Origin of the sequence: Thalassobacillus devorans MSP14, from assembly GCF_000496835.1 — a bacterium.
In the GTDB taxonomy this organism is placed as follows: domain Bacteria; phylum Bacillota; class Bacilli; order Bacillales; family Halobacillaceae; genus Thalassobacillus; species Thalassobacillus devorans_B.
Genome location: NZ_KI543238.1, coordinates 379,501 through 400,634 on the forward strand (window position 1 = coordinate 379,501; position 21,134 = coordinate 400,634).

A 21,134-nucleotide genomic window follows, 5' to 3' on the forward strand; every position below is an offset into this window, starting at 1 on the left:
GCAAAAAAACGGAAAACTCCATATCGCACTATGAAAAAGGTATCAGGAAATAAATAGGGGAGTTAAGGTGGAAAGGGGCGATTGAAGTTGTCTGGTGAATCTTGCTCCCATTAAACATGCCATGAAGAAAGCTTATTCCGGTAATTTGGAATAAGCCTTTACAAACGGTTATTTTGCTTTGTTCATCGCTTTTGATGAAATGGAAGCGTCAATGATCAACACGATTGCTGTAATGGTGTGCATCAACCAGCCGATTCCCGGGATGATGCCGACCACACTGGTGATCAGGCCAAGCACACTTCCGACGCTGAAGCGATTGTCTTTAACGGAAAAGATTAGGGTGATCAAGTGAAGGACAAACATGAATATCAATGGCTGCCACCCAGATCCGAGGATAAATAATCCACCGGCGATAGGGATGGCCAGCAGTCCTTCTAATATCCCTGTTACCCATTTTAAGGTTGTTGATATCATTGCGTTTCACTCCTGTCCTATATAAATGCTTTTAGTAGACCTATTTCATCAGTTTTCCTTTCCCGCAGAATATATAAACTATTTTTCATAAAAAAGCAGAGCAACATTTTCGTTGCTCTGCTTCATCTGATTGAATGCTTGTTCTTAGAAAAGACCGCTAAGCCTATTTAGCTGCTTTTTGTAGTTTTTGGATCATCTTGATGGAACGTCCTGTTCCGATAGCGACTGATTCTAGTGGGTTAGGAGCCAGGTGGACAGGAACGACGATTACTTCTGAAAGCCATTCCTGCATGCCTTTCAGCAAAGCGCCGCCACCGGTCAGGATGACACCGTGGTCGACAATATCTCCGCTTAGTTCAGGCGGGCAGTCTTCCAGGGTAGCACGGATTGTTTCTAAAATTTGTTCAAGGGATTCGCGCAGCGCTCCTTGTACTTCTTTAGACCCTAGTTCGATCGTTTTTGGCAGCCCTGTGACCATATCACGGCCGCGGACTTCCATTTTTTCTTCTTTATGGTCAACCAGTGCATGGCCGATTTCCATTTTGATTTGTTCAGCTGTTCGTTCACCGATAAGAATATTGTATTCTTTACGGACATACTGGATAATTTCTTCATCCATTTTATCCCCGCCAGTGCGGATCGAACGGCAGGAAACGACCCCACCGAATGAAATGATAGCAACTTCACTCGTACCGCCACCGATATCGACGATTACGTTGGCAACCGGTTCTTCTACTGGCAGATCTGCACCGATGGCAGCAGCAATCGGTTCTTCAATCAAGTGCACGTTTTTTGCACCATAACTTTTAACCGCATTGTGGATAGCGCGACGCTCGACTGAAGTTGAGCCAGATGGCGTACAGACGACCACAGTAGGCTTACGCATGGAAGCACCAGCTTCTTTGCTCGCCTTTTTCAATAATTCTTTCAGCATTTGTGCGGTCATATCGTAATCAGCGATAACCCCGTCTTTCAGCGGGCGGACAGGGATTACATTTTTGGGTGTTTTACCGACCATTTCTTTTGCTTCTTTACCAACAGCTACGACTTCTTTCGTATCTGTGTTATAAGCTACTACCGAAGGTTCATTCAAAATGATTCCTTTCGACTTAGAATAAATCAATATATTGGCAGTTCCTAAATCAATTCCGATCTCAGCAGTTGCAAACATGTAAGACGTACCTCCAATGATGACAGATTTCTTCTAATATTGATTCGACATAATTTTTGTAATTACGGGGGTGGATGATGGGAAATCTATCAAAGATTTTTGTTATGAAAAAAGGACAGGGAGCAAGCCCCCTGTCCTAGTATAAACTTAATCTTCTTTTTCGGCTAATAGGTTTGCAAGAATGTGCTTTTTATACTTTTCTACTTTTCTTCCTTGAATCGTATTTACACCATGTTCTTTCAATTTTTCTACGTACCAGCCTTTGCTTCCTACGTGCATCCCTATCATCCTTTCTGAGTATTTTTTCATGTGCTTTGAATGCGTGTGCCATTGTAACATCTGAGATATAAGAACGAAAGAGGAATCAGGAAATTCGTCATATATTTCAATAGGTAGTCTAATAAGTATTGCTGGATGTATAATGGAAGAAACCGATTGTTTTAGAAAAGGAGTATATCATGACGGAATATTTAAAACACCAGGAAATAATCGATAAATGCGAGCGGCTGAATAACAATTACGAAGTTGATCCAGTATTTTTCGATAACATCATAGATGAACTGCTTGATAGTGAAATGGATACACAAACTGTTATCCTGAATGGTTTCAAACGCCTTTTGAGCGAAGTCGATCATGAAATAGGACGGATGGAAGACTATGCCGGCATGAAGGCCAGCTGTTTCAAAGGTTGTGCCTTTTGCTGCTATTTCCCGATTATCATTACGAAAATGGAAGCAAAAATGATGCTGAAGGAAATCGAGCAGTTTCCAGCAGAGAGGAAAGAAAAAATCTATCAGCACTGGAATTCCTATTTTGATGAACATGCAGTGAAGCTGGATACAGCATTGAATATGGAACTGCAGGCAGACGATACAAAGTTGAATTACAAACGTTTGGACTTACCTTGCCCGATGCTGGATCCGGAAACAAAAACATGTATGGCTTATGAAATTCGTCCGATTCCTTGCCGTACCTATCTGAATTATGCTAATCCGAAAGTCTGTGCGGAGAATCATATGCCTGATGAACCGTTCAGCTATGAATTTTTATATGAATATTATATGGGCGCATTAAACGAAATCATGCAGGCTTTATATGAAAATGGAGAAGAGCTGTTCGTCGATTATCCAAGTGATGTATGGAGTTATGATTATTTGCCTGCCTGGATTAAGCGAAGGAGTGAGGTAGAGATTGACACATTTTAATGTGGAAGCGATCAGTGTCGGGAAACCTGTCATTTTAAAGACGGATAAGGGTCCTTTGAAAACAGCGATCCAAAAACAGAGAGTTGAGGAACCGATTCGGTTAAGTAGACTTAACTTCACGGGGGATTACCAGGCGGATCAAAAACACCATGGTGGTCCTGACAAAGCCGTATGCTTATATCCTGCTCAGCACTATCGTCACTGGGAAGAGGAGTACCAGCGTGAATTCCCTTATCCATCATTTGGAGAAAATATAACGGTTAATGGAGTGGACGAACGGGAAACAGCTATAGGAGATCAATTCATATTAGGTGAGACGGAACTCGAAGTAACAGAACCCAGGAAGCCCTGTTATATCATTGCCAGGAAACACGGACTCTTAGATTTTCCAGAGAAAATGATCGATAAAGGACTGTCAGGGCTTTACTTACGTGTGATTAAGGAAGGGATTGTATCTCCAAAAGACAAGTTGATACTAAAACATAAGGATCCCCGCCAAGTAACCATAGACGATGTAAATGATGTTTTTTTCCGTGATAAAAATAATAAAGCGAAAGTTTCACGAATATTAGAAGTCCCTGCCTTAGCTGCAGGTGTAAGAGCCTCTTTACAGAAGAAATTGTAACAGAATAGTAATATAACGTAACAAAAAAGTGCCGTTTTGACGTCTGTCAACGGCTTTTTTTATGAAAAATCTAGCAACCTATTTGATTTTTTCCAGTTTGTTTTTTGTATAATCTAGTTCAATTTCCTTATTTGAAAGGTTTTATGTAATGATAGCGCTTTCTTTGTTAGTCAATGGAAAACCTTGGTGCCTATGTTACAGAAAAGCGATGCTATGATGATATTGTACAAAAAACACCAAAGGAGAGGATTAACGCATGTTTAAGAAAGTAAGTACTGCATTCGCATTATCAACAGCATTGCTTCTAGGTGGTGCTTTTACAGCAGACGCACACGCTGGAGGCGAGCAACAAGCACCTTCTATTAAAGCATTCTATAAAATACAATCCTATGGAGGTTCATTCTCCCAGGATGATGTAAATAAATGGCTACAGGATATTCTGAAAAACTATAATGTACAGTGGAATCAAGTAGAAGCTCCACAACAAGAGCAACCTAAGCAAGAAGAGCCAAAACAAGAGCAGCCAGCTAAAAAAGAGCAGGCACCTGCTCCAGCACCAGAGAAACAGGAAGCTCCAGCACCACAACCTGCTCCAGAGCAAACACAACAAGCTCCAGCTGAACAACCAGCTGCTGAGCAGAACAGCCAGTTGAATCAATTCGAACAGCAAGTAGTAGAATTGACTAACCAGGAACGTCAAAAGCAAGGTCTTGCACCGCTTAAAGCTGATGCAGAACTAAGCAAGGTAGCACGTGATAAGTCCCAGGATATGGCATCTAACGGGTATTTTTCTCATAACAGTCCGAATTACGGTTCTCCATTTGATATGATGAAATCTTATGGCATCGACTACCGTACAGCTGGGGAAAACATTGCTAAAGGACAACGCAGCCCGCAGGAAGTTGTCAATGCGTGGATGAACAGTGAAGGACACCGTAAAAACATCATGAACCCTGACTTCACTCACATCGGCGTAGGCTATGTTGAGAATGGCAATGTATGGACACAAATGTTCATCGGAAAATAATAGTACAACCAAGAGCCTGGCCAACGCCAGGCTCTTTTTTGAGTTCATTTTTTACTAGGGAGACTTATTCAACAATATGACCGGATTATGGAAGACTTGGTTTCAAGATAAGGGGTTCTTTATCATAAAAGCGTCAGGGGTGGTTTGGAAACTACTCGCTTTCCTGCGGGGGACCTGGCGAGCTTCCTCGGGCTATCGCCCTGTGGGATCTCGCCTCGATCCTTCTCCCGCGGGAGTCTCGCAGTTTCCCAACCACCCATCCGAAGGATGGGCGTGACGAACCCCTGCGATAGATGAAGATGTCTTCCACAACTCATATGTAATCATGGCGCAGGTTATAAGCACGTTTTTATGAGGAACTCCATCAATAGTTGTACGGCATACCAATGTTTCCGTTAGTCTTACAAATGCAAGGAGGGCCGGGAAATTGCGAGACTCCAATGGGAGGATAGGACATGGTGAGATCCCGCAAGGCGGAGCCTGAGGAAGCTCACCGTCCGCCCATGGAAAGCGAGTGATTTCCCGGCCCTCCAGAGATTATCTACCGTAACGGAAACAGTTTCTCTCGAAACTGAGTCTTCAGGTATTGGGAGCTTATCTGTAAAACCAAAAAGCAGAGCCTTCTTCTAAATTAAGCACAAAAATCATGCTATACTATATACATAGATTTCCTTTTGAAAAGGAGGAAACCGTATGGACTTCACTTCGATTGTAGAAGAAAAAATCAAGCAATCAATCCGTAATGGAGACTTTGACAATTTGCCTGGTAAAGGGAAGCCATTGCCAAAGGACGACATGGATCATGTACCAGCCGATCTCCGAAACAGTTATAAGATTCTAAAAAACGCCAATATGATTCCGGAAGAGATGCAGCTGAAAAAAGAGATAGTCTCCTTAGAAGAATTGATTGACTGCTGTCGCAATCCGGAAGAAAAAGAAATCTATAAACAGCGGCTGAGTGAAAAGCAACTTCGTTTCCAATTGATGATGGAACAGAGAAAAATTAAGAGTTCCGGTGCATTTAACCGTTACCGGAGTCAAATCAATAAGAGGATGGGCTTTTAGGTCTGACCTCTTTTTTTAAGAATTTGGAATGAGTAAGTGCTCACTTTACATATTATTTAAAAAAACTATGCTAAAAGTGAGTAACCACTCATTTATGGTTATAGAAAGGGAGTGCTTTTATGGCAACGGTAATCGAGCTGGATCATATCGCTCATTCTTTTGGAAGTGAATCAGTTATCAAGGGTATAAATATGACAGTTGATAAAGGGGAAATATTTGGTTTGCTTGGTCCTTCCGGAGCGGGAAAGACAACCCTGGTAAAAATCATCGTAGGTATTTTGAAACCATCCGAAGGAAGTGCTATTGTCCTTGGCACCCCCATGCCTTCTTTAGAACAAATGAAAAAAATAGGCTTCATGGCGCAGTCCGATGCTTTATACTCCGAACTTTCCGGGAGAGAGAACTTAGATTTTTTCGCTACTATATACGGCCTTTCTAAATTACAACGTAAGCAAAGGATTCAGGAGGTTTTGCAAGTAGTTGATCTGACATCTGAGATTGATAAGCCGGTAGAAAAGTTTTCAGGGGGAATGAAAAGGAGGTTGTCCCTAGCTGCTTCTATCCTCCACCAGCCTGAAGTATTAATACTGGATGAACCTACGGTTGGTATAGATCCTGTGCTCCGTCAATCGATATGGGAAGAGTTGAACGTTTTGAAAGAAAAAGGTGCGACTATCATATTGACCACTCACGTAATGGATGAAGCTGAAAAATGTGATCGTCTTGCCTTATTACGAGATGGATATGTGATCGCCCAGGGCACACCGAAGTCTTTGAAACAAGGAATAGGTGTTACCACTATTGAAGAGGCATTTCTTCACTATGGTGGTGCCGTGCAATGAGAACAATGGCTATTATCAAACGAATTTTGCGTCAACTTCGTAGAGACAAAAGAAGTATGGCTCTTATGATTGTTGCTCCGTTATTCATTTTGACTCTGATGTGGCTTGTATTAGATGGAGACACTTATGTACCGGAAATTGCGGTGGTCGACTTGCCATCATCAATTGTTAAGTCATTGGATGAGCAGGAGGCTGAGATCCGACACATACCTGAACAGGAAGCCCGGGAAAAACTCCAAAATAAAGAATTAGATGCGATGATTACATGGGAGGAATCAAAACCAGAGGTATTGCTTGAAGGAAGTGATCCCACTGCCAACGGCGCCGTTCAGAAAGTTCTTCAGCAGGCTATGAAGGAAAAAGCAGCTAAACCTGTCCCGGAGCCTGAGTTGAAATTTCTTCATGGTTCTGAAGAGCTGAATTTATTTGATAATACCGGTCCTGTACTGATAGGGTTTTTTGTCTTCTTCTTTGTATTTATTGTGGGCGGTGTCTCATTCCTGCGTGAGCGTACACAGGGGACGCTGGAACGTTTATTGTCGACTCCCCTCAAAAGATGGGAAATCGTATTTGGCTATTTAGGAGGATTTGGACTATTTACTATCGTCCAATCCATCATTATTGCGGCCTTTTCTATCTATGTATTGAATATGTACATGAGTGGTGAATTCTGGTATGTCATGCTGATCACATTTTTGCTGGCGATGGCAGCTTTGAGCCTCGGGACACTGCTGTCGGCATACGCAAACAATGAATTTCAGATGATGCAATTCATTCCACTTGTCATTGTCCCTCAGGTGTTCTTTTCAGGGATATTCAACTTAGAAACGATGGAACCTTGGCTGAGGGCAATTGGTAAAGTGATGCCTTTGACTTATGGGGGTGAAGCGCTGAGGGATATCATGATACGTGGGAAAGGGTTTGCTGTATTTTCAAATGAGGTCTATATCCTCATCGGTTTCACTATTCTCTTCATAACCCTGAACATATTGGCATTGAAGCGTCATCGAACGCTATAATGAAAAGTAACTAGAGGGGGACAGACAGCGATGAATGCAAAAGACTACTTGGAGCAATTGGTAAAAGTGGGAGAAAAAGAAGATGAGCTGACCCCGAAACAAGCGAAGATACTTGAAACTGCAATCGAAATTTTTGCGGAAAAAGGCTATGCTTCTACGTCGACGAGTGAAATCGCTAAAAAAGCTGGTGTAGCTGAAGGGACCATTTTCCGCCATTTCAAAACCAAGAAAGAACTGCTATTTTCAATAGTGAGCCCTGTAATCACAAAATTTGCGGTCCCATTCTTTGCCACACACTTTGTCAATCAAGTATTCCAGGAAAAAACTCCTGATTACGAACAGCTGTTGCGAAAATTAATTATGAACCGCTTTGAATTTGTAAAGAATAATATTCCGTTACTGAAAATTCTGCTTCAGGAAATGGCCTTCCATCCAGAAATCCAGCAATCATTCCAGGAAGTGTTCCGGCGTGAAGTTTTCCCGAAGTTTGATGAAGCGGTCAAATATTATCAGAAGAATGGCAAGTTGATTGCATATCCATCAGGGACTATCATCAGGTTTACCATGACTACGATTATTGGTTTTTTAATCACAAGGTTTATAGTTATGCCTGATGAGGGTTGGAAGGATGACGAGGAAATTGATCGAACGATCCACTTTTTGATGTATGGGTTATCGATAGAAAAGAGTAAAGATTAATCAAGGAAAGGAGGCCGTTTAAATGTGCGGACGTTATACACTGTTAGCAGAAGAGGTAGAAATCCTGAAGGAATTTGGGCTTGATCACAAGATACCGAATTATGAACCAAGGTATAATATCGCCCCTGGCCAGAAAGTGCTTGCCATTATCCAAGATGGCAAAGAAAAACGGGCAGGCTTCCTGAAATGGGGATTGGTGCCATTTTGGGCGAAGGATCCGAAAATCGGCTATAAGATGATCAATGCGCGTAGCGAAACAGCACATGAAAAGCCCAGTTTCAAGCAGTTGATGACTAAAAAGCGATGCTTGATTGTAGCGGACAGTTTTTATGAATGGCAGCGTACCGATGAGGGCAAGCAGGCAAAGCGGATTTCCCCGAAGGACAGAAAATTGTTCGCCTTTGCGGGCTTATGGGATAAGTGGGGAAAAGATGAAGAGGAAATGTTCACGTGCACTATTTTGACTAAGGAAGCAAACGAGTTCATGTCACCTATTCATGACCGGATGCCGGTTATCCTCCCGCGTGACAAACAGGATGAATGGATTGAGCCGGTGAAATGGGGAGCAGATGAGGCTGCGGGTTTTATCCGTATGCTTCTTACAGATGAGCTGGACGCTTATGATGTCAGTGATATTGTCAACTCACCTAAGAATGAAGGTCCTGAATGTATCAAGCCGATTGCTTAATATGAAAAAATAAAAGAAGTTATATAGGTCTAAATCTAGATTTTGCGTAATTGAAATTAAATTATGGTGGTTATAAGACTTGTTAAAAGCCTCTTCCTTATTGGCAGCAGGCTTTTTTTAATGGGTAGTATCGTTTATACTAAAGAAAAGTTTGTCGAATTATTTCGAATATTGGGTAAGGATGGTTACCATGAATATTTTGGATCTGGATTCTTCAAATGATCGTAGAACATTTAATCGTTTGTTTGAAATATTAAACGAACACAGCAAAGGGGATCAAGTAAGAGAAACGATTGATGAATTAGAAATGCTGGTGCATGGTTATCTGAATAAATACCACGATCTTAAATATGCCATGGAACAGGCCCTTACAGTCACAGTTACTGATGTGGAAGGAAGAATCATTTATGCAGATGATCAGTTTTGTGCTCTTTCCCAATATAATCGTAAGGAGTTAATCGGGAGGACCCATCGATTACTGAAAACTGACCATCACCCACCTGCTTTTTATAAAAGCTTATGGTCTGAAATATTAAACGGTAATGTATGGAATGGGGAGATATGCAACCAGAAAAAGACTGGAGAGATTTTTTGGGTGAATACAACGATTGTACCTTTGCTGACAACAGAAAGGAATCCTCATTCCTTCATTGCTTTTTATTCAGAAATTATTACCGTACATCCAGAAGCAGAATTACTTATCAATCACATGGCTTATCACGATCCATTGACCGATTTACCCAACAGGAGAAAAGTGCAAGAGGATTTAGAAGCTAAGATTTTTCGTGTAAGAAAGCAGGAGGCGCCTCTTACTATCTTCTTATGTGATTTGGATCGCTTCAAATATGTGAATGATGCACTGGGACATACGACTGGAGATGAGGTCATCCAGCTGATGGGGCATCGCATCTGGGAAGCCGCCAAAGGAAGTGGAGAACTGTACCGTCTTGGAGGAGATGAGTTTTTTATCATCTCAGATAAGATTACATCCAAAAAAGAGGCGCGTGAGCTCGGTAATAACATTCTGGAGCAGATCAGTAAACCGATTCGATTGAATGGGAAAGAGTTTTTCATCACCTCCAGTATTGGGGTTGCTCAGTATTCTGGTGGAAGTATGTCTGCGGGCAAAATGATAGGAAATGCTGACATTGCCATGCATTATTGTAAGTTGAATGGACGCCAGAGTTTGCGTTTTTATAATCCTTCCATGAATGCCTATTACAATGAACTGGTTTCATTGGAAGGGGACTTACGGGAGGCTATCAGTAAAAAAGAATTAATGTTATATTACCAGCCTAAAATAGATGTTCGTTCAGGGGTGATCAGCGGAATGGAAGCTTTGGTACGTTGGAACCATCCTGAAAAAGGGTTTATTTCTCCTGCGAAATTTATACCTATTGCCGAAGAGACCGGGCTTATTATACGGTTAGGGGAGTGGGTACTGTACGAGGCTTGCCGCCAGAATCAGGAGTGGATCGAACAAGGTTATGCTCCGGAGCGTGTAGCAGTCAATGTGGCAGCGGAAGAAATCCAGCGCCATGACTTTGCTGGTCGTGTTCAGACAGTATTAGAGAAGACAGGAATGCCTGCTGAATTCTTGGAAATTGAAATCACCGAAAATAGTATCATGCAGAATACAGAAGCGTGCATCAGAACAATGCAGGAATTGAGAAGGTTGGGAATCGCTCTGTCGATTGATGACTTCGGAACTGGTTACTCCTCCCTGGGCTATTTACGCAAATTCCCGATCAACTACTTGAAAATCGATCAATCCTTCATCAAAGGTATAGGAACAGATCCAGGTGATGCTGAAATTGTAAAGGCTATGATCCAGCTTGGACATACGTTTAAGCTGGAGGTGGTTGGAGAGGGTGTAGAAAAACCTGCAATCCTTGAGTTTCTAGAGCATAATGGCTGTGACCATTACCAGGGCTATCATTTCAGCAAACCACTCCCGCCAGCTGAATTTGAAAGTTTATTGACAAAAAGAAATACTTATAGTTATAAAAGGATAAAATAAAGCAACGCCACTAAGGCGTTGCTTTATTTAAAAATGGAACAACACTCTAATTATGAATAGGAAGATTGTTTCTCTTGCTGCTTTTCTTCTTTGGCGACCTTCATGAAACGCTTCGTTTCGGCTGCCACTACCCCGGACAGGAGCAGGAGACCGATTAAGTTAGGGAATGCCATCAATCCGTTCATGATATCTGCGAATGTCCAAACGATACCCAACTCTTGAACGGCGCCGACAAAAACGAATAAAACGAACGCAATTTTATATAATGGCAGTGCGCGATCCTTCGTCAGGAAGCCGAAGCATTTTTCACCATAATAAGACCAGCCGACAATGGTAGAAAAGGCGAAGAACACAAGGCCTAGTGAAACGATATAACCACCCCAATCCCCCAGGAAAATGGAGAAGGATGCTGTAGTCAAATCAGCTCCATCCAGCTCGCCATTGCTGTATTGTCCAGCCATGACGATAGTCAAGCCAGTCATGGTACACACAATGATGGTATCAATCAAAACCTGTGTCATGGAGACTAGCGCCTGGCGGCCAGGGTAATCGGTTTTTGCTGCAGCAGCAGCTATCGGAGCGGAACCTAGACCTGCTTCATTCGAGAACACGCCACGTGCGACACCGAAACGGATAGCTGTACCTAATAACCCGCCTCCTACTGCGCTTCCAGTGAATGCATCATTGAATATAGTTCCAAATGCAGCGGGAACAAGTTGGAAATTAGTAAAAATAATAATAAGTGCACCAATAACATAAAATATCGCCATGATCGGTACAAAGAATGCGGTTACTCTGCCAATACTTTTAATTCCGCCAAGTAGTACCAGGCCGGCCAGTATAGTCAGAATCAACCCGGTAACCCAGGTAGGGACGGAGAAAGTTGTTTGAAGCGCATCAGAAACGGAATTGGATTGCACCATGTTTCCAATACCGAATGCCGCGATGGCACCGAAAATAGCAAATAGTATACCGAGTGTTTTACCGAGTCCTTTCATTTTAAGGCCGCGGTCCAGGTAATACATCGGCCCCCCGGACATGTTACCGTATTTATCAGTAGTACGATATTTGACTGCCAGTACTGCCTCTGCATATTTTGTCGCCATCCCAAAAATGGCTGTTATCCACATCCAGAAAACGGCGCCGGGACCACCTAATACGACTGCAGTTGCAACCCCTGCGATGTTACCGGTTCCGATAGTAGCCGCCATGGCTGTTGTCAAGGCTTGGTAATGGGAAATATCCCCTTTTGATTTCTTGTCCTGTTTACCAGGGCTGAATGCGAGCTTTAACGCATAAGGCAGTGCTGAAAACTGTAAGAATCCAAGCCGAAGTGTCAGATAGATACCAGTACCGACAAGTAAAATCAAAAGTACTGGCCCCCACACTATGCCTGAGATGTTGCTTAAGACATCTTGCATGATTGTTAACCCCCTTTTTTCTTATATATAAAATATTCCGAAAACTTTGAAGAAATGTCAAGCTATTTTGGGTATAATAGGAGGTGGAAAGGCAGTTTTTTTTCTGTGAAATAAGGGAATCGGCCGCTACATACAAATTTTGTGTGCTATAAAATGAAACAAATTGGGGGAGAAGATATAATGATAAAAGTTTTATTCGTCTGTTTAGGTAACATTTGCCGTTCACCGATGGCAGAAGCGATTTTTCGTGATCTTGTGAAAAAAGAAGATTTAGAAAAAGAAATAACCGTTGATTCAGCAGGTGTAGGACACTGGCATGTCGGGGACCTGCCGCATGAAGGGACCAGAGGTGTTTTAGACCGGTATGATATTTCCTATGAAGGGATGGCTGCCAGACAGATCCATGAAAAGGATTGGGATGAGTTTGATTATCTAATTGCGATGGATGCCAAAAATATCACCGATATGGCAGGTATACGTAAAAGTGATGAAGTAACCGTAGCCCGTTTGCTGGACTTTATTCCGGACTCGGAAGTGAAAGATGTCCCCGATCCATTCTTTACAGGAAATTTTGAGTATGTGTATGAACTCATTTCAACAGGGTGTCGCGAGCTTTTATTTAAAATAAAACAAGAGCAACATTTATCTAAGGAGGAATAGTGGATTATGAAAGAGCATAAGTTTTGGAAAGGGATGATCATTGGCGCTGTTGTTGGGGGAGCTGTGACATTATTGGACAAGGACACAAGGAATTATGTATGGAACGGGACGAAACAAGCGGGAAGGTCTGCTAAAAGTTATACGTCCAACCCATCAGAAGCCATCCGACAGCTGCGACTCCAATATAATCACTTGACTAACCGTGTTGCTGATGGAGCGAAAGATGTACTTGAAGTTTTGAATAAAGTAGAAGCGCTGCTTGATAAGGTAAGCGAGTGGGAAAAAGAAATAGAGAAGGATGTTGAAAAAATAGCGGATCACCGTGACGTATCATAACAGACTGTTTAAGGTTAGGAAAGAGGGATATCATGAAGGATCTGATTAGTTTGATTAAAGAGGTGGGGGCCAGCTTCAACAAGGACGACATCAGCGGGATGGCCGCCCAGCTTTCCTACTTCTTTTTATTATCATTATTTCCTTTTATGATTTTCCTCGTTACTCTTTTGGGATATTTGCGTTTGTCGCAGGAGAGGTTACTGGCCTTTATTCATACATACGCCCCCCCGGAAACCTACACCTTGATCCAGGAAAACCTGACAGAACTCATGGAAAACCAGAATGGTGGTTTGCTGTCTATTGGTATAATTGGTACGTTATGGTCTGCATCTAACGGCGTAAATTCCATTATGCGGGCATTCAATCGTGCTTATGAAGTTGAAGAAAGCCGTTCGCCAATAGTGGGGAGGGTCATTGCCATTGTATTGACTGTATCAATGATCGGAGTAATTGCTGTCGCATTCTTACTTCCTGTTTTCGGTAAAATGATTGGCGTTTATTTGTTTTCTATCTTCGGACTCTCGGCAGGTTTTCTCGAACTTTGGAATGCGCTGCGCTGGGTAATATCATCCATCATCTTTTTTGTTGTATTGATGTTTTTATATATGCTGGCACCGAACAAGTATATCAAGCTAAAGCACGCTTTCCCGGGGGCGGTTTTTGCTACCATCGGGTGGCAGATCGTTTCCTTGTTATTTTCTTTTTATGTCTCCAGTATGGGGAATTATTCAGCCACTTATGGAAGTCTTGGCGGATTTATCGTACTGATGATCTGGTTTTATCTCTCAGGTATCATTATTATTTTAGGTGGGGAGGTCAATGCGATAATACGTCGGAGAAAACTTGGCATTCCTTCCTGAGATAGCCAGGAATAGTTGCTGCCGCTCGTGTGGAAACTAAGAGCAAATTCAGCAAAGGAGTGGCAGTGATGAGTGATAATAAACAAAACCATAATAATAAGAATAATAAAAAACAAAAGAGTGATGCACCCAAGCACAAAACAAGCAGTTCCGCAAATAAGCAGAATAAATTTCATTAAAAGAAGGGCTTCCCCGGCGGAAGCCCTTTGTCATGCGATGCAACTGGGGTAATCCAGGAAGTATCTTTGGTTCCTTGGCGTTCGTATTTCAAAATGGTTAGCAGGAATTTAAGATTTTAACAAACGCAAGCCATTCAGGATGACGAGTATTGTACTCCCCTCATGGCCGATGACACCCAAAGGAAGGTCCAATACTTGCAGGAAATTGGAAATAATAAGCACCATAATCACAAGGATTGAAAAAACAACATTTTGTCTCACGATCTTGTTCATGCGTTCGGAAAGATTAATCGCATTTGCAATTTTCGGCAAGTCATTTTTCATCAAAACGATGTCAGCTGTTTCTAATGCCACATCGGTACCCTCACCCATGGCGATTCCAACGTTCGCTGTCGCTAAAGCAGGAGCATCATTTATTCCATCTCCGACCATCCCGACATTTTCGAAGGTATTACGCAATATCTTCACTTGTTCGACTTTTTCTTCCGGCATACATTCCGCGACGTAATTATCGAGGCCGGCTTCTTCAGCAATTGCTTTAGCGGTCGTTTCATTATCTCCTGTCAGCATGACAGTGTATACCCCGTGATTCTGTAATACCTTGATAGCATCCTTGGTTTCTTTACGGACAGTATCCTTCAAAGCGACAATCCCGGCGATTCCTTCCTCATCTCCGATAAACACTACCGTTTTTCCTTGCTGTGCCAATGTTTCCAGCACACCATTATGGAAGGTTTCTGCCGCCTCTTTTCCTAAAAATCCAGGTTTTCCGATTTTCCAGGTAACTCCGTTTACTTCAGCTGTTACACCGCTGCCGGCCAGGTCCTGCATATTTGAAATTTCCATTCTTTCCAAATCAGGAATGGTATTGGTGTAGTTGACGATTGCCTGAGCCAACGGGTGGTTGGATTCGCGTTCGATGGATGCTAAAACAGAAAGCACCTGAGCGGATTCCTCATCTGAACGGAAATAGACATCGGTCACTTCCGGCTTTCCTTTCGTCAGTGTTCCGGTCTTGTCAAAGGCGACCGCTTTTAAATGCGAGAGGTTTTCCAAATGTACGCCGCCTTTGAACAATACACCATTTCTCGCTCCGTTGGAAATAGCGGATAACGTGGCGGGCATGATAGAGGCGACCAGTGCGCATGGGGAAGCAACCACTAACAGAATCATGGCCCGGTAAATCGTGTCTGTCCAGCTCCACCCAAACAGAAAGTGTGGTAAAAACATCATTAATGCCACTACAATCAAAACAATTTTCACATAAGTACCTTCGAATCGTTCGATGAATAACTGGGAAGGTGACTTTTCGCTTTGCGCCGATTGGACAAGCTGGATAATTTTTTGAAATAGTGTTTCATCCGACGGTTTGGTGATTTCTACGGTAATACTGCCATTAATATTCACCGTACCGGCGAAAACTTCCCCGTCTGTTTCTTTGGTTACTGGTACAGATTCACCTGTGATTGCACTCTCATCCAGGCTTGTTCTGCCTTTGATGATTTTGCCATCGGACGGAACCCGTTCACCAGCCTTAATAAGGATATGGTCCCCTAGTTGAAGTTCTTTTACAGAAACTATTTCTTCTCTGCCGTTACGGAGGCGCAAGGCTTCTTCAGGCTGCAAATCCATCAGGGAAGATATTTCCCGCTGGCTTTTATTCATCGTATAGGTTTCCAAGGCACCGCTTAAGGCAAAAATGAAAATCAAAATAGCGCCTTCTGTCCAATAGCCGATCATAGCGGAACCGGCTGCAGCGAAAATCATCAGCATTTCCACATTGAGTTCTTTGTTTTCAATCGTTTCTTCAATACCTTCTTTTGCCTTTGCGAACCCCCCGATGATGAACGCTGACAGATGGAGCGATACAAAGAATCCATAGCTCATGGAACCTTCAAAAATCCAGGCGGTAAGAATAAGGATTCCACTGACGATAGCTGCTATCAATTCGATATGTTCTTTAAATTTCGTCCACCATATCAAGGGCTCCGGTTTATGTGAGGTTTGTGTTTGCTTCGTGCTGACCGCACGCGCTTCTGAACTCATAGTTCTCAACTCCTTTTCTCTAATTGAGAATAGTAATCATCATCATTTGGACTATATAAATGATAAAAGCTATCAATTAAGGATTGATAGCATAGTTTTTAATTAAAATAATTATAATTTAGTACCTGTTATTATCATAGCACATTATTAAATATAATCAAGTGAGAATTGATGGATATTTTAACCTTTTTTCAGACCGGAAACACAGATAGTTGCAAAGGGAAAGCCGCGTTGCTATATTGAGGAAGTGTGAATTTTAAATAGGAGGAAAATACTCATGAAAAATAAAGGACTCTTTTTTATACTTATGGTTGTTACCACTCTTGTGTTAGCTGCCTGTGGTACTGATAACACCGGACAGTCCGGTTCAACAGAATCCTCTGAAAAATCGGATCAGAAATGGACAGAGATAGAAAAGAAAGGAGAGCTTATAGTCGGAACTTCCGGAACACTTTATCCTGCCTCTTTTTACCCTGAAGATTCTAATAAACTGACTGGATATGATGTGGAAATCATGCGCGAAGTCGCCGATCGACTCGGAATGAAAGTCAAATTTGAAGAATATGGGGTTGATGGCCTTCTGTCTGCTATTAAGAGTGGCCGAATCGACATGGCAATCAACGATATGGAAGTGACGGAAGAACGTAAGAAACAATTTGCTTTCAGTGATCCTTATAAATATTCGTATTCTACAATGATTGTGCGGGAAGATGATTTATCAGGAATAGAAAAGCTGGAAGATTTAGAAGGAAAAGTAGCCGGAGGGGGAGCAACGACAGTTTTCGCTGAAATTTCCCGTCATTTTGGAGCAGAAGTGAAAACATACGGAAACGTCACTAATGACGTTTATTTACGTGATGTTGAAAATGGCCGGACTGATTTGATCATCAATGACTACTACTTGCAATCATTAGCATTGAAAGCCCTGCCTGAGATTGATGTAACCCTGCATCCGGATTTAAAGTTCCATCCAACGGAATCTGCAATCGTCATGCCGAAAGGGGCAGATACGTTGAAACAAAAAGTGAACGGAACTTTAAAAGAAATGCGCGAAGATGGCACATTGACCGAAATCTCTAAAGAATTCTTTGGTGGCAAAGACGCATCTAAGAAGCCGGATGAAGAAATTCGAGAAATTAAAGGCCTGGATTTGTAGGTGATTCGCCATGTTCGGCATTGAAATCAAAAGAGTGGATGTCGATGAATTGTTCAATGCCCAGCGTGCCTGGGATAACCTGCCGTTTGTTTTGCAGGGTGTCCCCTTAACACTATTAGTAGCGATTCTGGGTATGCTGCTAGGTATGTTTCTAGGTTTATTCATTGCATTGGCAAGAAGGTCGGATAAGCGGTTGTTACGCTGGCCGGCGAGGGTCTATATTTCGTTCATGCGAGGTACCCCCATCCTGGTTTTTTTATTCATCCTTTATTTTGGTCTGCCGGTTGTTGGTATCGAGTTGACTGCTACTATGGCTGCTGTGCTGGGTTTCGGGTTGAATTCAGCTGCCTATATCGCTGAAATCAACCGTTCCTCTTTAAGCAGTGTCGATAAGGGCCAATGGGAATCAGCACAGGCGCTAGGCTTTAGTTATTGGCAGACAATGCGCCGAATCATTTTGCCTCAGGCTACCAGAGTTGCTATTCCACCGCTGACGAACGTCTTTCTTGATTTACTTAAGGCTACGTCGCTTGCTGCAATGATATCTGTACCGGAATTATTCAATAAGGCCCAGATTGTAGCAGGAAGAAACTACGATACGATGACGATGTATATCCTGGCTGCCTTGATTTATTGGCCGCTGACTATGATATTCGCTACCCTGCAGGATTATCTGGAACAACGATATAATAAGTATCTGTAAAAAAAGAAGGAGCTCTGATGGATTTTTCCGGAGAGCTTCTTCTTTGTTGGTTTTAAAGTTAAGCTCCCAATTGCTGAAGGCTCAGTTTCGAGATAGTTGGGGCCGTAACCATGAGAAGAATGGGATGGTCCGGGAAACAACTCGCTTTCCAGCTTCATCGCCTAGACACTCGCGACATAAGCAGCCCATCAACGGGAAGAAAGACCACTTCCCTTTTTGCTGTTCTGCTTATGCGTGTCGTGTCTCCCAAGGCGATTACGCATTCATTTCTTTCCTGCGGGGGATCTGGCAAGCTTCCTCGGGCTAAAGCCCTGCGGGATCTCGCCTAGTCCCTTCTCCCGCGGGAGTCTCGCCGTTTCCCTTTCCATCCAGCCATTTTTATACTTAACGGCCCCTTCAAAAGAAGAAAGAATGTAGCTGAAATCTCTTTGTAAGGTATAGTGGTGCCAAAGTCTTGTTTCTTATTATCATTGCAGATTTTACATAAGGGTGATTTCGAAATCTTTCTATGACAAGGGGCGTAGGGAAACGGTGAGACTCCTCGAAAATGCTACGCATTTCCTTCGTGCGTGGGTTAAGTCAAGATGAAAATTCAAAGTCCTGTGGGAGCTGAGTGATAGATGAGGCCCCGCAAGGCGAAGCCTGAGGAGACTCAGCACACGCCCACGGAAAGCGAATCGTTTCCTGGAGCCCCTAAGCTCCACCAATATCTCGAAATCCAAATACAACAAAGTTTATAAATGCTTAGTCAAAAAATAATAGTAATGATTACGTATTAAATGCTTGTATGAGGAGAGGTTACCCGATATAATGTAATTCGTAATGATTATGATTTGAGGGATTAATATGGCTGAGAATAATATTTTAGAATTGAATAATGTTTCCTTTAAATATGAAAAAGAAACGGTAGTGAAAGACGTTTCGATGACAATTCAAGAGGGGCAGTTCTTCGGTCTTGTCGGACCAAATGGTTCAGGTAAATCGACCTTGATCAAGTTGATGCTTGGATTATTAAAGCCCACGAAAGGGAGTATCAGGCTGTTTGGCGTACCGGTCCGACATTTCAAGCATTGGGAAGATATAGGTTTTGTCTCACAAAAAGCTAACAGCTTCAATTCAGGGTTTCCGGCAACCGTCTTAGAAGTAGTTAAAACAGGGCTCGTTTCCAAAACAGGATTGTTTCGCTTTTATAATAAAAAGGACCGTGAAAAAGCAATGAAAGCACTGAAGACCGTCGAAATGGAAGCATACTCCGATTACAATATCGGCGAACTTTCCGGTGGTCAGCAGCAACGCGTATTCATTGCCCGGGCACTCGTGAGTGAGCCTGAATTTTTAATCCTTGATGAACCGACGGTCGGTGTTGATGCCAAACACGTCGCTGACTTTTATAAGCTTCTGCGAAGGTTGAATCGGGAAGAAGGCATCACCTTGCTGATGGTGTCGCATGATATTGGCACCATTACAGAACATGCTAGTCATGTCGTATGTATGAACAAAACGATCCATTTTCATGGCGCGTCTCATGAGTATAATGCTTTTTCCAATGATGACCTCAGTCAACTTTATGGTCATCCCGTTCAGCAGCTGACCCATAATCACGGGGAGGCAGAGTACAATGATTGAAAGTTTCCTGACCTACGAATTTCTTCAGAATGCTGCACTTGCGGGAATCATGATTGGATTTGTAGCCCCGCTGCTTGGTGTATTCATTGTGGTCCGAAGGTTATCGCTGATTGCAGATGCCCTGTCTCATATTACGTTGACTGGAATCGCAGCAAGCTTGCTATTAGAAAAACGGATCAATGCTATCAACGAATGGAATCCAGTATATATGGGGATGGCTTTTTCAGTTGCCGGGGCAGTGCTGATTGAAAAGCTGAGAAAAGTTTATAAACATTATGAAGAGCTGGCTATCCCTATTATTTTATCCGGAGGAATCGGGCTTGGGGTTATTCTTATATCTTTGGCAGATGGTTTCAATACGGATTTATTCAGTTATTTATTCGGAAGTGTTACAGCAGTCAGCCGCTCGAACATGCTGACAGTTTTTATAATCACAATCCTTGTAGCAGCTATTGTTCTTTTATTTTATAAAGAGCTGTTTGTGCTTTCCTTTGATGAAGAGCATGCATCCGTGTCCGGGGTGAATGGAAAATTGATCCATTTGATGTTTATCGTGATGGTCGCCCTGGTGATTGCTTCGGCGATGCAAATTGTAGGTATTCTGCTTGTATCAGCACTGATGACGCTACCAGTAGCAGCCGCATTACGTATCGCAAAAAGTTTCAAGCAGACGATCGGTTTATCGATCTTTTTTGGTGAGCTTTCGGTCATCATAGGGTTGATCACTTCTTATCAATTAAGTGTACCGCCGGGTGGTACGATTGTGGTGACCGCCATTCTTATTTTAATAATGGCGATTACGTATCGGAAGGTTTCGACTCAATTTTCATTAAAGGGTGAAGCGTTATGAATATCGAAAAAGCGATCAACAAACTGAAGGAAAAAGGGTATAAGCGCACAAAGCAGCGGGAACGTATTTTAGAAATTTTCGCCGAACAGGATCAAGGTTATATTCCAGCTAAGGTGATTCTAAAAGAAATACAGAAAGACTTTCCCGGTGTAAGCTATGATACGATTTATCGGAATTTATACCTGCTAGCGGATGAACATGTCCTTGAATCGACAGAGCTGGAAGGGGAGAAGCATTTTCGGTTTCATTGTGATACTCACGGGCATCATCATCATTTTATCTGCACAGCATGCGGGAAAACAAAAGCATTAGAATTCTGTCCGATGGATAAAATATCACAAAGCCTGGATGGATATGCAGTAGATGACCATAAATTTGAAATTTATGGTAAGTGTCCAGGGTGTTTATAAGATAAGCGTATCGGGTTAAGGTACGCTTATTTTTCTCTGTAATTAAGATGTG

Annotated in this window: 22 protein-coding genes; 17 read left to right on the forward strand and 5 right to left on the reverse strand. The window is 42.4% G+C overall.

Annotated elements, in window-relative coordinates:
* Window positions 1-168: 168 nt before the first annotated feature.
* From P855_RS0118060 to P855_RS21910, 3 genes are all read right to left on the reverse strand, one after another.
* Complete coding sequence (locus tag P855_RS0118060) at window positions 169-474, reverse strand: hypothetical protein (protein WP_028784876.1); 306 nt, start codon at window positions 472-474, stop codon at window positions 169-171.
* Between the two features lie 163 nt (window positions 475-637).
* Window positions 638-1,645, reverse strand: coding sequence for a rod-share determining protein MreBH (gene mreBH / locus P855_RS0118065; RefSeq protein ID WP_028784877.1), 1,008 nt, complete (start codon window positions 1,643-1,645; stop codon window positions 638-640).
* Window positions 1,646-1,792: 147 nt separating this feature from the next.
* Window positions 1,793-1,924 carry a YflJ family protein gene (locus tag P855_RS21910; protein ID WP_084315755.1) on the reverse strand — a complete coding sequence of 44 codons (132 nt, stop codon included), beginning with the start codon at window positions 1,922-1,924 and terminating at the stop codon, window positions 1,793-1,795.
* A 179-nt stretch (window positions 1,925-2,103) separates the two neighbouring features.
* Between P855_RS21910 and P855_RS0118075 the strand changes: the two genes are divergently transcribed.
* The 9 genes from P855_RS0118075 (at window position 2,104) to P855_RS0118115 (ending at window position 10,835) form a co-directional block, all read left to right on the forward strand.
* The gene (locus tag P855_RS0118075) at window positions 2,104-2,850 is read left to right on the forward strand and encodes a YkgJ family cysteine cluster protein (RefSeq protein ID WP_028784878.1); all 747 of its coding nucleotides are present in this window, start codon (window positions 2,104-2,106) and stop codon (window positions 2,848-2,850) included.
* Window positions 2,837-3,475: an MOSC domain-containing protein gene (locus P855_RS0118080; RefSeq protein ID WP_028784879.1), complete on the forward strand. Its 639-nt coding sequence runs from the start codon at window positions 2,837-2,839 to the stop codon at window positions 3,473-3,475. The genes P855_RS0118075 and P855_RS0118080 overlap by 14 nt, the downstream gene beginning before the upstream one ends.
* 256 nt (window positions 3,476-3,731) lie before the next feature.
* Window positions 3,732-4,502, forward strand: coding sequence for a CAP domain-containing protein (locus P855_RS0118085; protein WP_028784880.1), 771 nt, complete (start codon window positions 3,732-3,734; stop codon window positions 4,500-4,502).
* Window positions 4,503-5,195: 693 nt separating this feature from the next.
* Window positions 5,196-5,567, forward strand: a complete 372-nt coding sequence (locus P855_RS0118090; protein WP_028784881.1) for a DUF1992 domain-containing protein — start codon at window positions 5,196-5,198, stop codon at window positions 5,565-5,567.
* A gap of 119 nt (window positions 5,568-5,686) precedes the next feature.
* The gene (locus P855_RS0118095) at window positions 5,687-6,409 is read left to right on the forward strand and encodes an ABC transporter ATP-binding protein (RefSeq protein WP_028784882.1); all 723 of its coding nucleotides are present in this window, start codon (window positions 5,687-5,689) and stop codon (window positions 6,407-6,409) included.
* A complete protein-coding gene (locus P855_RS0118100) occupies window positions 6,406-7,428 on the forward strand; it encodes an ABC transporter permease (protein WP_028784883.1) in 1,023 nt (340 codons plus the stop codon). Before P855_RS0118095 ends, P855_RS0118100 begins: the two co-directional genes overlap by 4 nt.
* Window positions 7,429-7,458: 30 nt before the next feature.
* Window positions 7,459-8,127, forward strand: a complete 669-nt coding sequence (locus P855_RS0118105) for a TetR/AcrR family transcriptional regulator (protein WP_028784884.1) — start codon at window positions 7,459-7,461, stop codon at window positions 8,125-8,127.
* A gap of 22 nt (window positions 8,128-8,149) precedes the next feature.
* Complete coding sequence (locus P855_RS0118110) at window positions 8,150-8,815, forward strand: SOS response-associated peptidase (RefSeq protein ID WP_028784885.1); 666 nt, start codon at window positions 8,150-8,152, stop codon at window positions 8,813-8,815.
* 190 nt (window positions 8,816-9,005) lie between these two features.
* Window positions 9,006-10,835, forward strand: a complete 1,830-nt coding sequence (locus P855_RS0118115; protein ID WP_051353311.1) for a putative bifunctional diguanylate cyclase/phosphodiesterase — start codon at window positions 9,006-9,008, stop codon at window positions 10,833-10,835.
* A 50-nt stretch (window positions 10,836-10,885) separates the two neighbouring features.
* Here the strand turns inward: P855_RS0118115 and P855_RS0118120 are convergent, their stop codons facing one another.
* Entirely contained in the window at window positions 10,886-12,256 is a 1,371-nt protein-coding gene (locus P855_RS0118120) for an alanine/glycine:cation symporter family protein (RefSeq protein WP_028784887.1), read from the reverse strand.
* 180 nt (window positions 12,257-12,436) lie between these two features.
* Here P855_RS0118120 and P855_RS0118125 point away from each other — a divergent pair, with 180 nt between their 5' ends.
* The 3 genes from P855_RS0118125 to P855_RS0118135 are packed head-to-tail and all read left to right on the forward strand — an operon-like array spanning window position 12,437 to window position 14,112.
* On the forward strand, window positions 12,437-12,916 hold the full coding sequence (locus P855_RS0118125; protein WP_028784888.1) for a low molecular weight protein-tyrosine-phosphatase: 480 nt from the start codon (window positions 12,437-12,439) through the stop codon (window positions 12,914-12,916).
* A 6-nt stretch (window positions 12,917-12,922) separates the two neighbouring features.
* A complete protein-coding gene (locus P855_RS0118130) occupies window positions 12,923-13,252 on the forward strand; it encodes a YtxH domain-containing protein (RefSeq protein WP_028784889.1) in 330 nt (109 codons plus the stop codon).
* A 32-nt stretch (window positions 13,253-13,284) separates the two neighbouring features.
* Entirely contained in the window at window positions 13,285-14,112 is an 828-nt protein-coding gene (locus P855_RS0118135; RefSeq protein ID WP_028784890.1) for a YihY/virulence factor BrkB family protein, read from the forward strand.
* Window positions 14,113-14,399: 287 nt separating this feature from the next.
* On the opposite strand, the gene P855_RS0118145 is transcribed toward P855_RS0118135, so the two are convergent.
* A complete protein-coding gene (locus P855_RS0118145) occupies window positions 14,400-16,337 on the reverse strand; it encodes a heavy metal translocating P-type ATPase (protein WP_028784891.1) in 1,938 nt (645 codons plus the stop codon).
* 277 nt (window positions 16,338-16,614) lie between these two features.
* Here P855_RS0118145 and P855_RS0118150 point away from each other — a divergent pair, with 277 nt between their 5' ends.
* The 5 genes from P855_RS0118150 to P855_RS0118170 all read left to right on the forward strand — a co-directional run bounded on the left by P855_RS0118150 (window position 16,615) and on the right by P855_RS0118170 (window position 21,082).
* Window positions 16,615-17,493 (forward strand): transporter substrate-binding domain-containing protein, encoded by an 879-nt coding sequence (locus tag P855_RS0118150; protein ID WP_028784892.1) that lies wholly within the window; start codon window positions 16,615-16,617, stop codon window positions 17,491-17,493.
* A gap of 10 nt (window positions 17,494-17,503) precedes the next feature.
* Entirely contained in the window at window positions 17,504-18,196 is a 693-nt protein-coding gene (locus P855_RS0118155) for an amino acid ABC transporter permease (protein WP_028784893.1), read from the forward strand.
* Window positions 18,197-19,042: 846 nt separating this feature from the next.
* A complete protein-coding gene (locus tag P855_RS0118160) occupies window positions 19,043-19,822 on the forward strand; it encodes a metal ABC transporter ATP-binding protein (RefSeq protein ID WP_084315757.1) in 780 nt (259 codons plus the stop codon).
* The gene (locus P855_RS0118165) at window positions 19,815-20,672 is read left to right on the forward strand and encodes a metal ABC transporter permease (RefSeq protein WP_028784895.1); all 858 of its coding nucleotides are present in this window, start codon (window positions 19,815-19,817) and stop codon (window positions 20,670-20,672) included. Before P855_RS0118160 ends, P855_RS0118165 begins: the two co-directional genes overlap by 8 nt.
* A complete protein-coding gene (locus P855_RS0118170; protein WP_028784896.1) occupies window positions 20,669-21,082 on the forward strand; it encodes a Fur family transcriptional regulator in 414 nt (137 codons plus the stop codon). Before P855_RS0118165 ends, P855_RS0118170 begins: the two co-directional genes overlap by 4 nt.
* Window positions 21,083-21,134 lie beyond the last annotated feature (52 nt).

Excerpts from the sequence above, each read along its gene's own strand:
- P855_RS0118060 (WP_028784876.1), bottom strand. The coding sequence starts at position 474 with ATGATATCAACAACCTTAAAATGGGTAACAGGGATATTAGAAGGACTG.
- mreBH (WP_028784877.1), bottom strand. The coding sequence starts at position 1,645 with ATGTTTGCAACTGCTGAGATCGGAATTGATTTAGGAACTGCCAATATA.
- P855_RS21910 (WP_084315755.1), bottom strand. The coding sequence starts at position 1,924 with ATGCACGTAGGAAGCAAAGGCTGGTACGTAGAAAAATTGAAAGAACAT.
- P855_RS0118075 (WP_028784878.1), top strand. The coding sequence starts at position 2,104 with ATGACGGAATATTTAAAACACCAGGAAATAATCGATAAATGCGAGCGG.
- P855_RS0118085 (WP_028784880.1), top strand. The coding sequence starts at position 3,732 with ATGTTTAAGAAAGTAAGTACTGCATTCGCATTATCAACAGCATTGCTT.
- P855_RS0118090 (WP_028784881.1), top strand. The coding sequence starts at position 5,196 with ATGGACTTCACTTCGATTGTAGAAGAAAAAATCAAGCAATCAATCCGT.
- P855_RS0118095 (WP_028784882.1), top strand. The coding sequence starts at position 5,687 with ATGGCAACGGTAATCGAGCTGGATCATATCGCTCATTCTTTTGGAAGT.
- P855_RS0118100 (WP_028784883.1), top strand. The coding sequence starts at position 6,406 with ATGAGAACAATGGCTATTATCAAACGAATTTTGCGTCAACTTCGTAGA.
- P855_RS0118105 (WP_028784884.1), top strand. The coding sequence starts at position 7,459 with ATGAATGCAAAAGACTACTTGGAGCAATTGGTAAAAGTGGGAGAAAAA.
- P855_RS0118110 (WP_028784885.1), top strand. The coding sequence starts at position 8,150 with ATGTGCGGACGTTATACACTGTTAGCAGAAGAGGTAGAAATCCTGAAG.
- P855_RS0118115 (WP_051353311.1), top strand. The coding sequence starts at position 9,006 with ATGAATATTTTGGATCTGGATTCTTCAAATGATCGTAGAACATTTAAT.
- P855_RS0118120 (WP_028784887.1), bottom strand. The coding sequence starts at position 12,256 with ATGCAAGATGTCTTAAGCAACATCTCAGGCATAGTGTGGGGGCCAGTA.
- P855_RS0118125 (WP_028784888.1), top strand. The coding sequence starts at position 12,437 with ATGATAAAAGTTTTATTCGTCTGTTTAGGTAACATTTGCCGTTCACCG.
- P855_RS0118130 (WP_028784889.1), top strand. The coding sequence starts at position 12,923 with ATGAAAGAGCATAAGTTTTGGAAAGGGATGATCATTGGCGCTGTTGTT.
- P855_RS0118135 (WP_028784890.1), top strand. The coding sequence starts at position 13,285 with ATGAAGGATCTGATTAGTTTGATTAAAGAGGTGGGGGCCAGCTTCAAC.
- P855_RS0118145 (WP_028784891.1), bottom strand. The coding sequence starts at position 16,337 with ATGAGTTCAGAAGCGCGTGCGGTCAGCACGAAGCAAACACAAACCTCA.
- P855_RS0118150 (WP_028784892.1), top strand. The coding sequence starts at position 16,615 with ATGAAAAATAAAGGACTCTTTTTTATACTTATGGTTGTTACCACTCTT.
- P855_RS0118155 (WP_028784893.1), top strand. The coding sequence starts at position 17,504 with ATGTTCGGCATTGAAATCAAAAGAGTGGATGTCGATGAATTGTTCAAT.
- P855_RS0118160 (WP_084315757.1), top strand. The coding sequence starts at position 19,043 with ATGGCTGAGAATAATATTTTAGAATTGAATAATGTTTCCTTTAAATAT.
- P855_RS0118165 (WP_028784895.1), top strand. The coding sequence starts at position 19,815 with ATGATTGAAAGTTTCCTGACCTACGAATTTCTTCAGAATGCTGCACTT.
- P855_RS0118170 (WP_028784896.1), top strand. The coding sequence starts at position 20,669 with ATGAATATCGAAAAAGCGATCAACAAACTGAAGGAAAAAGGGTATAAG.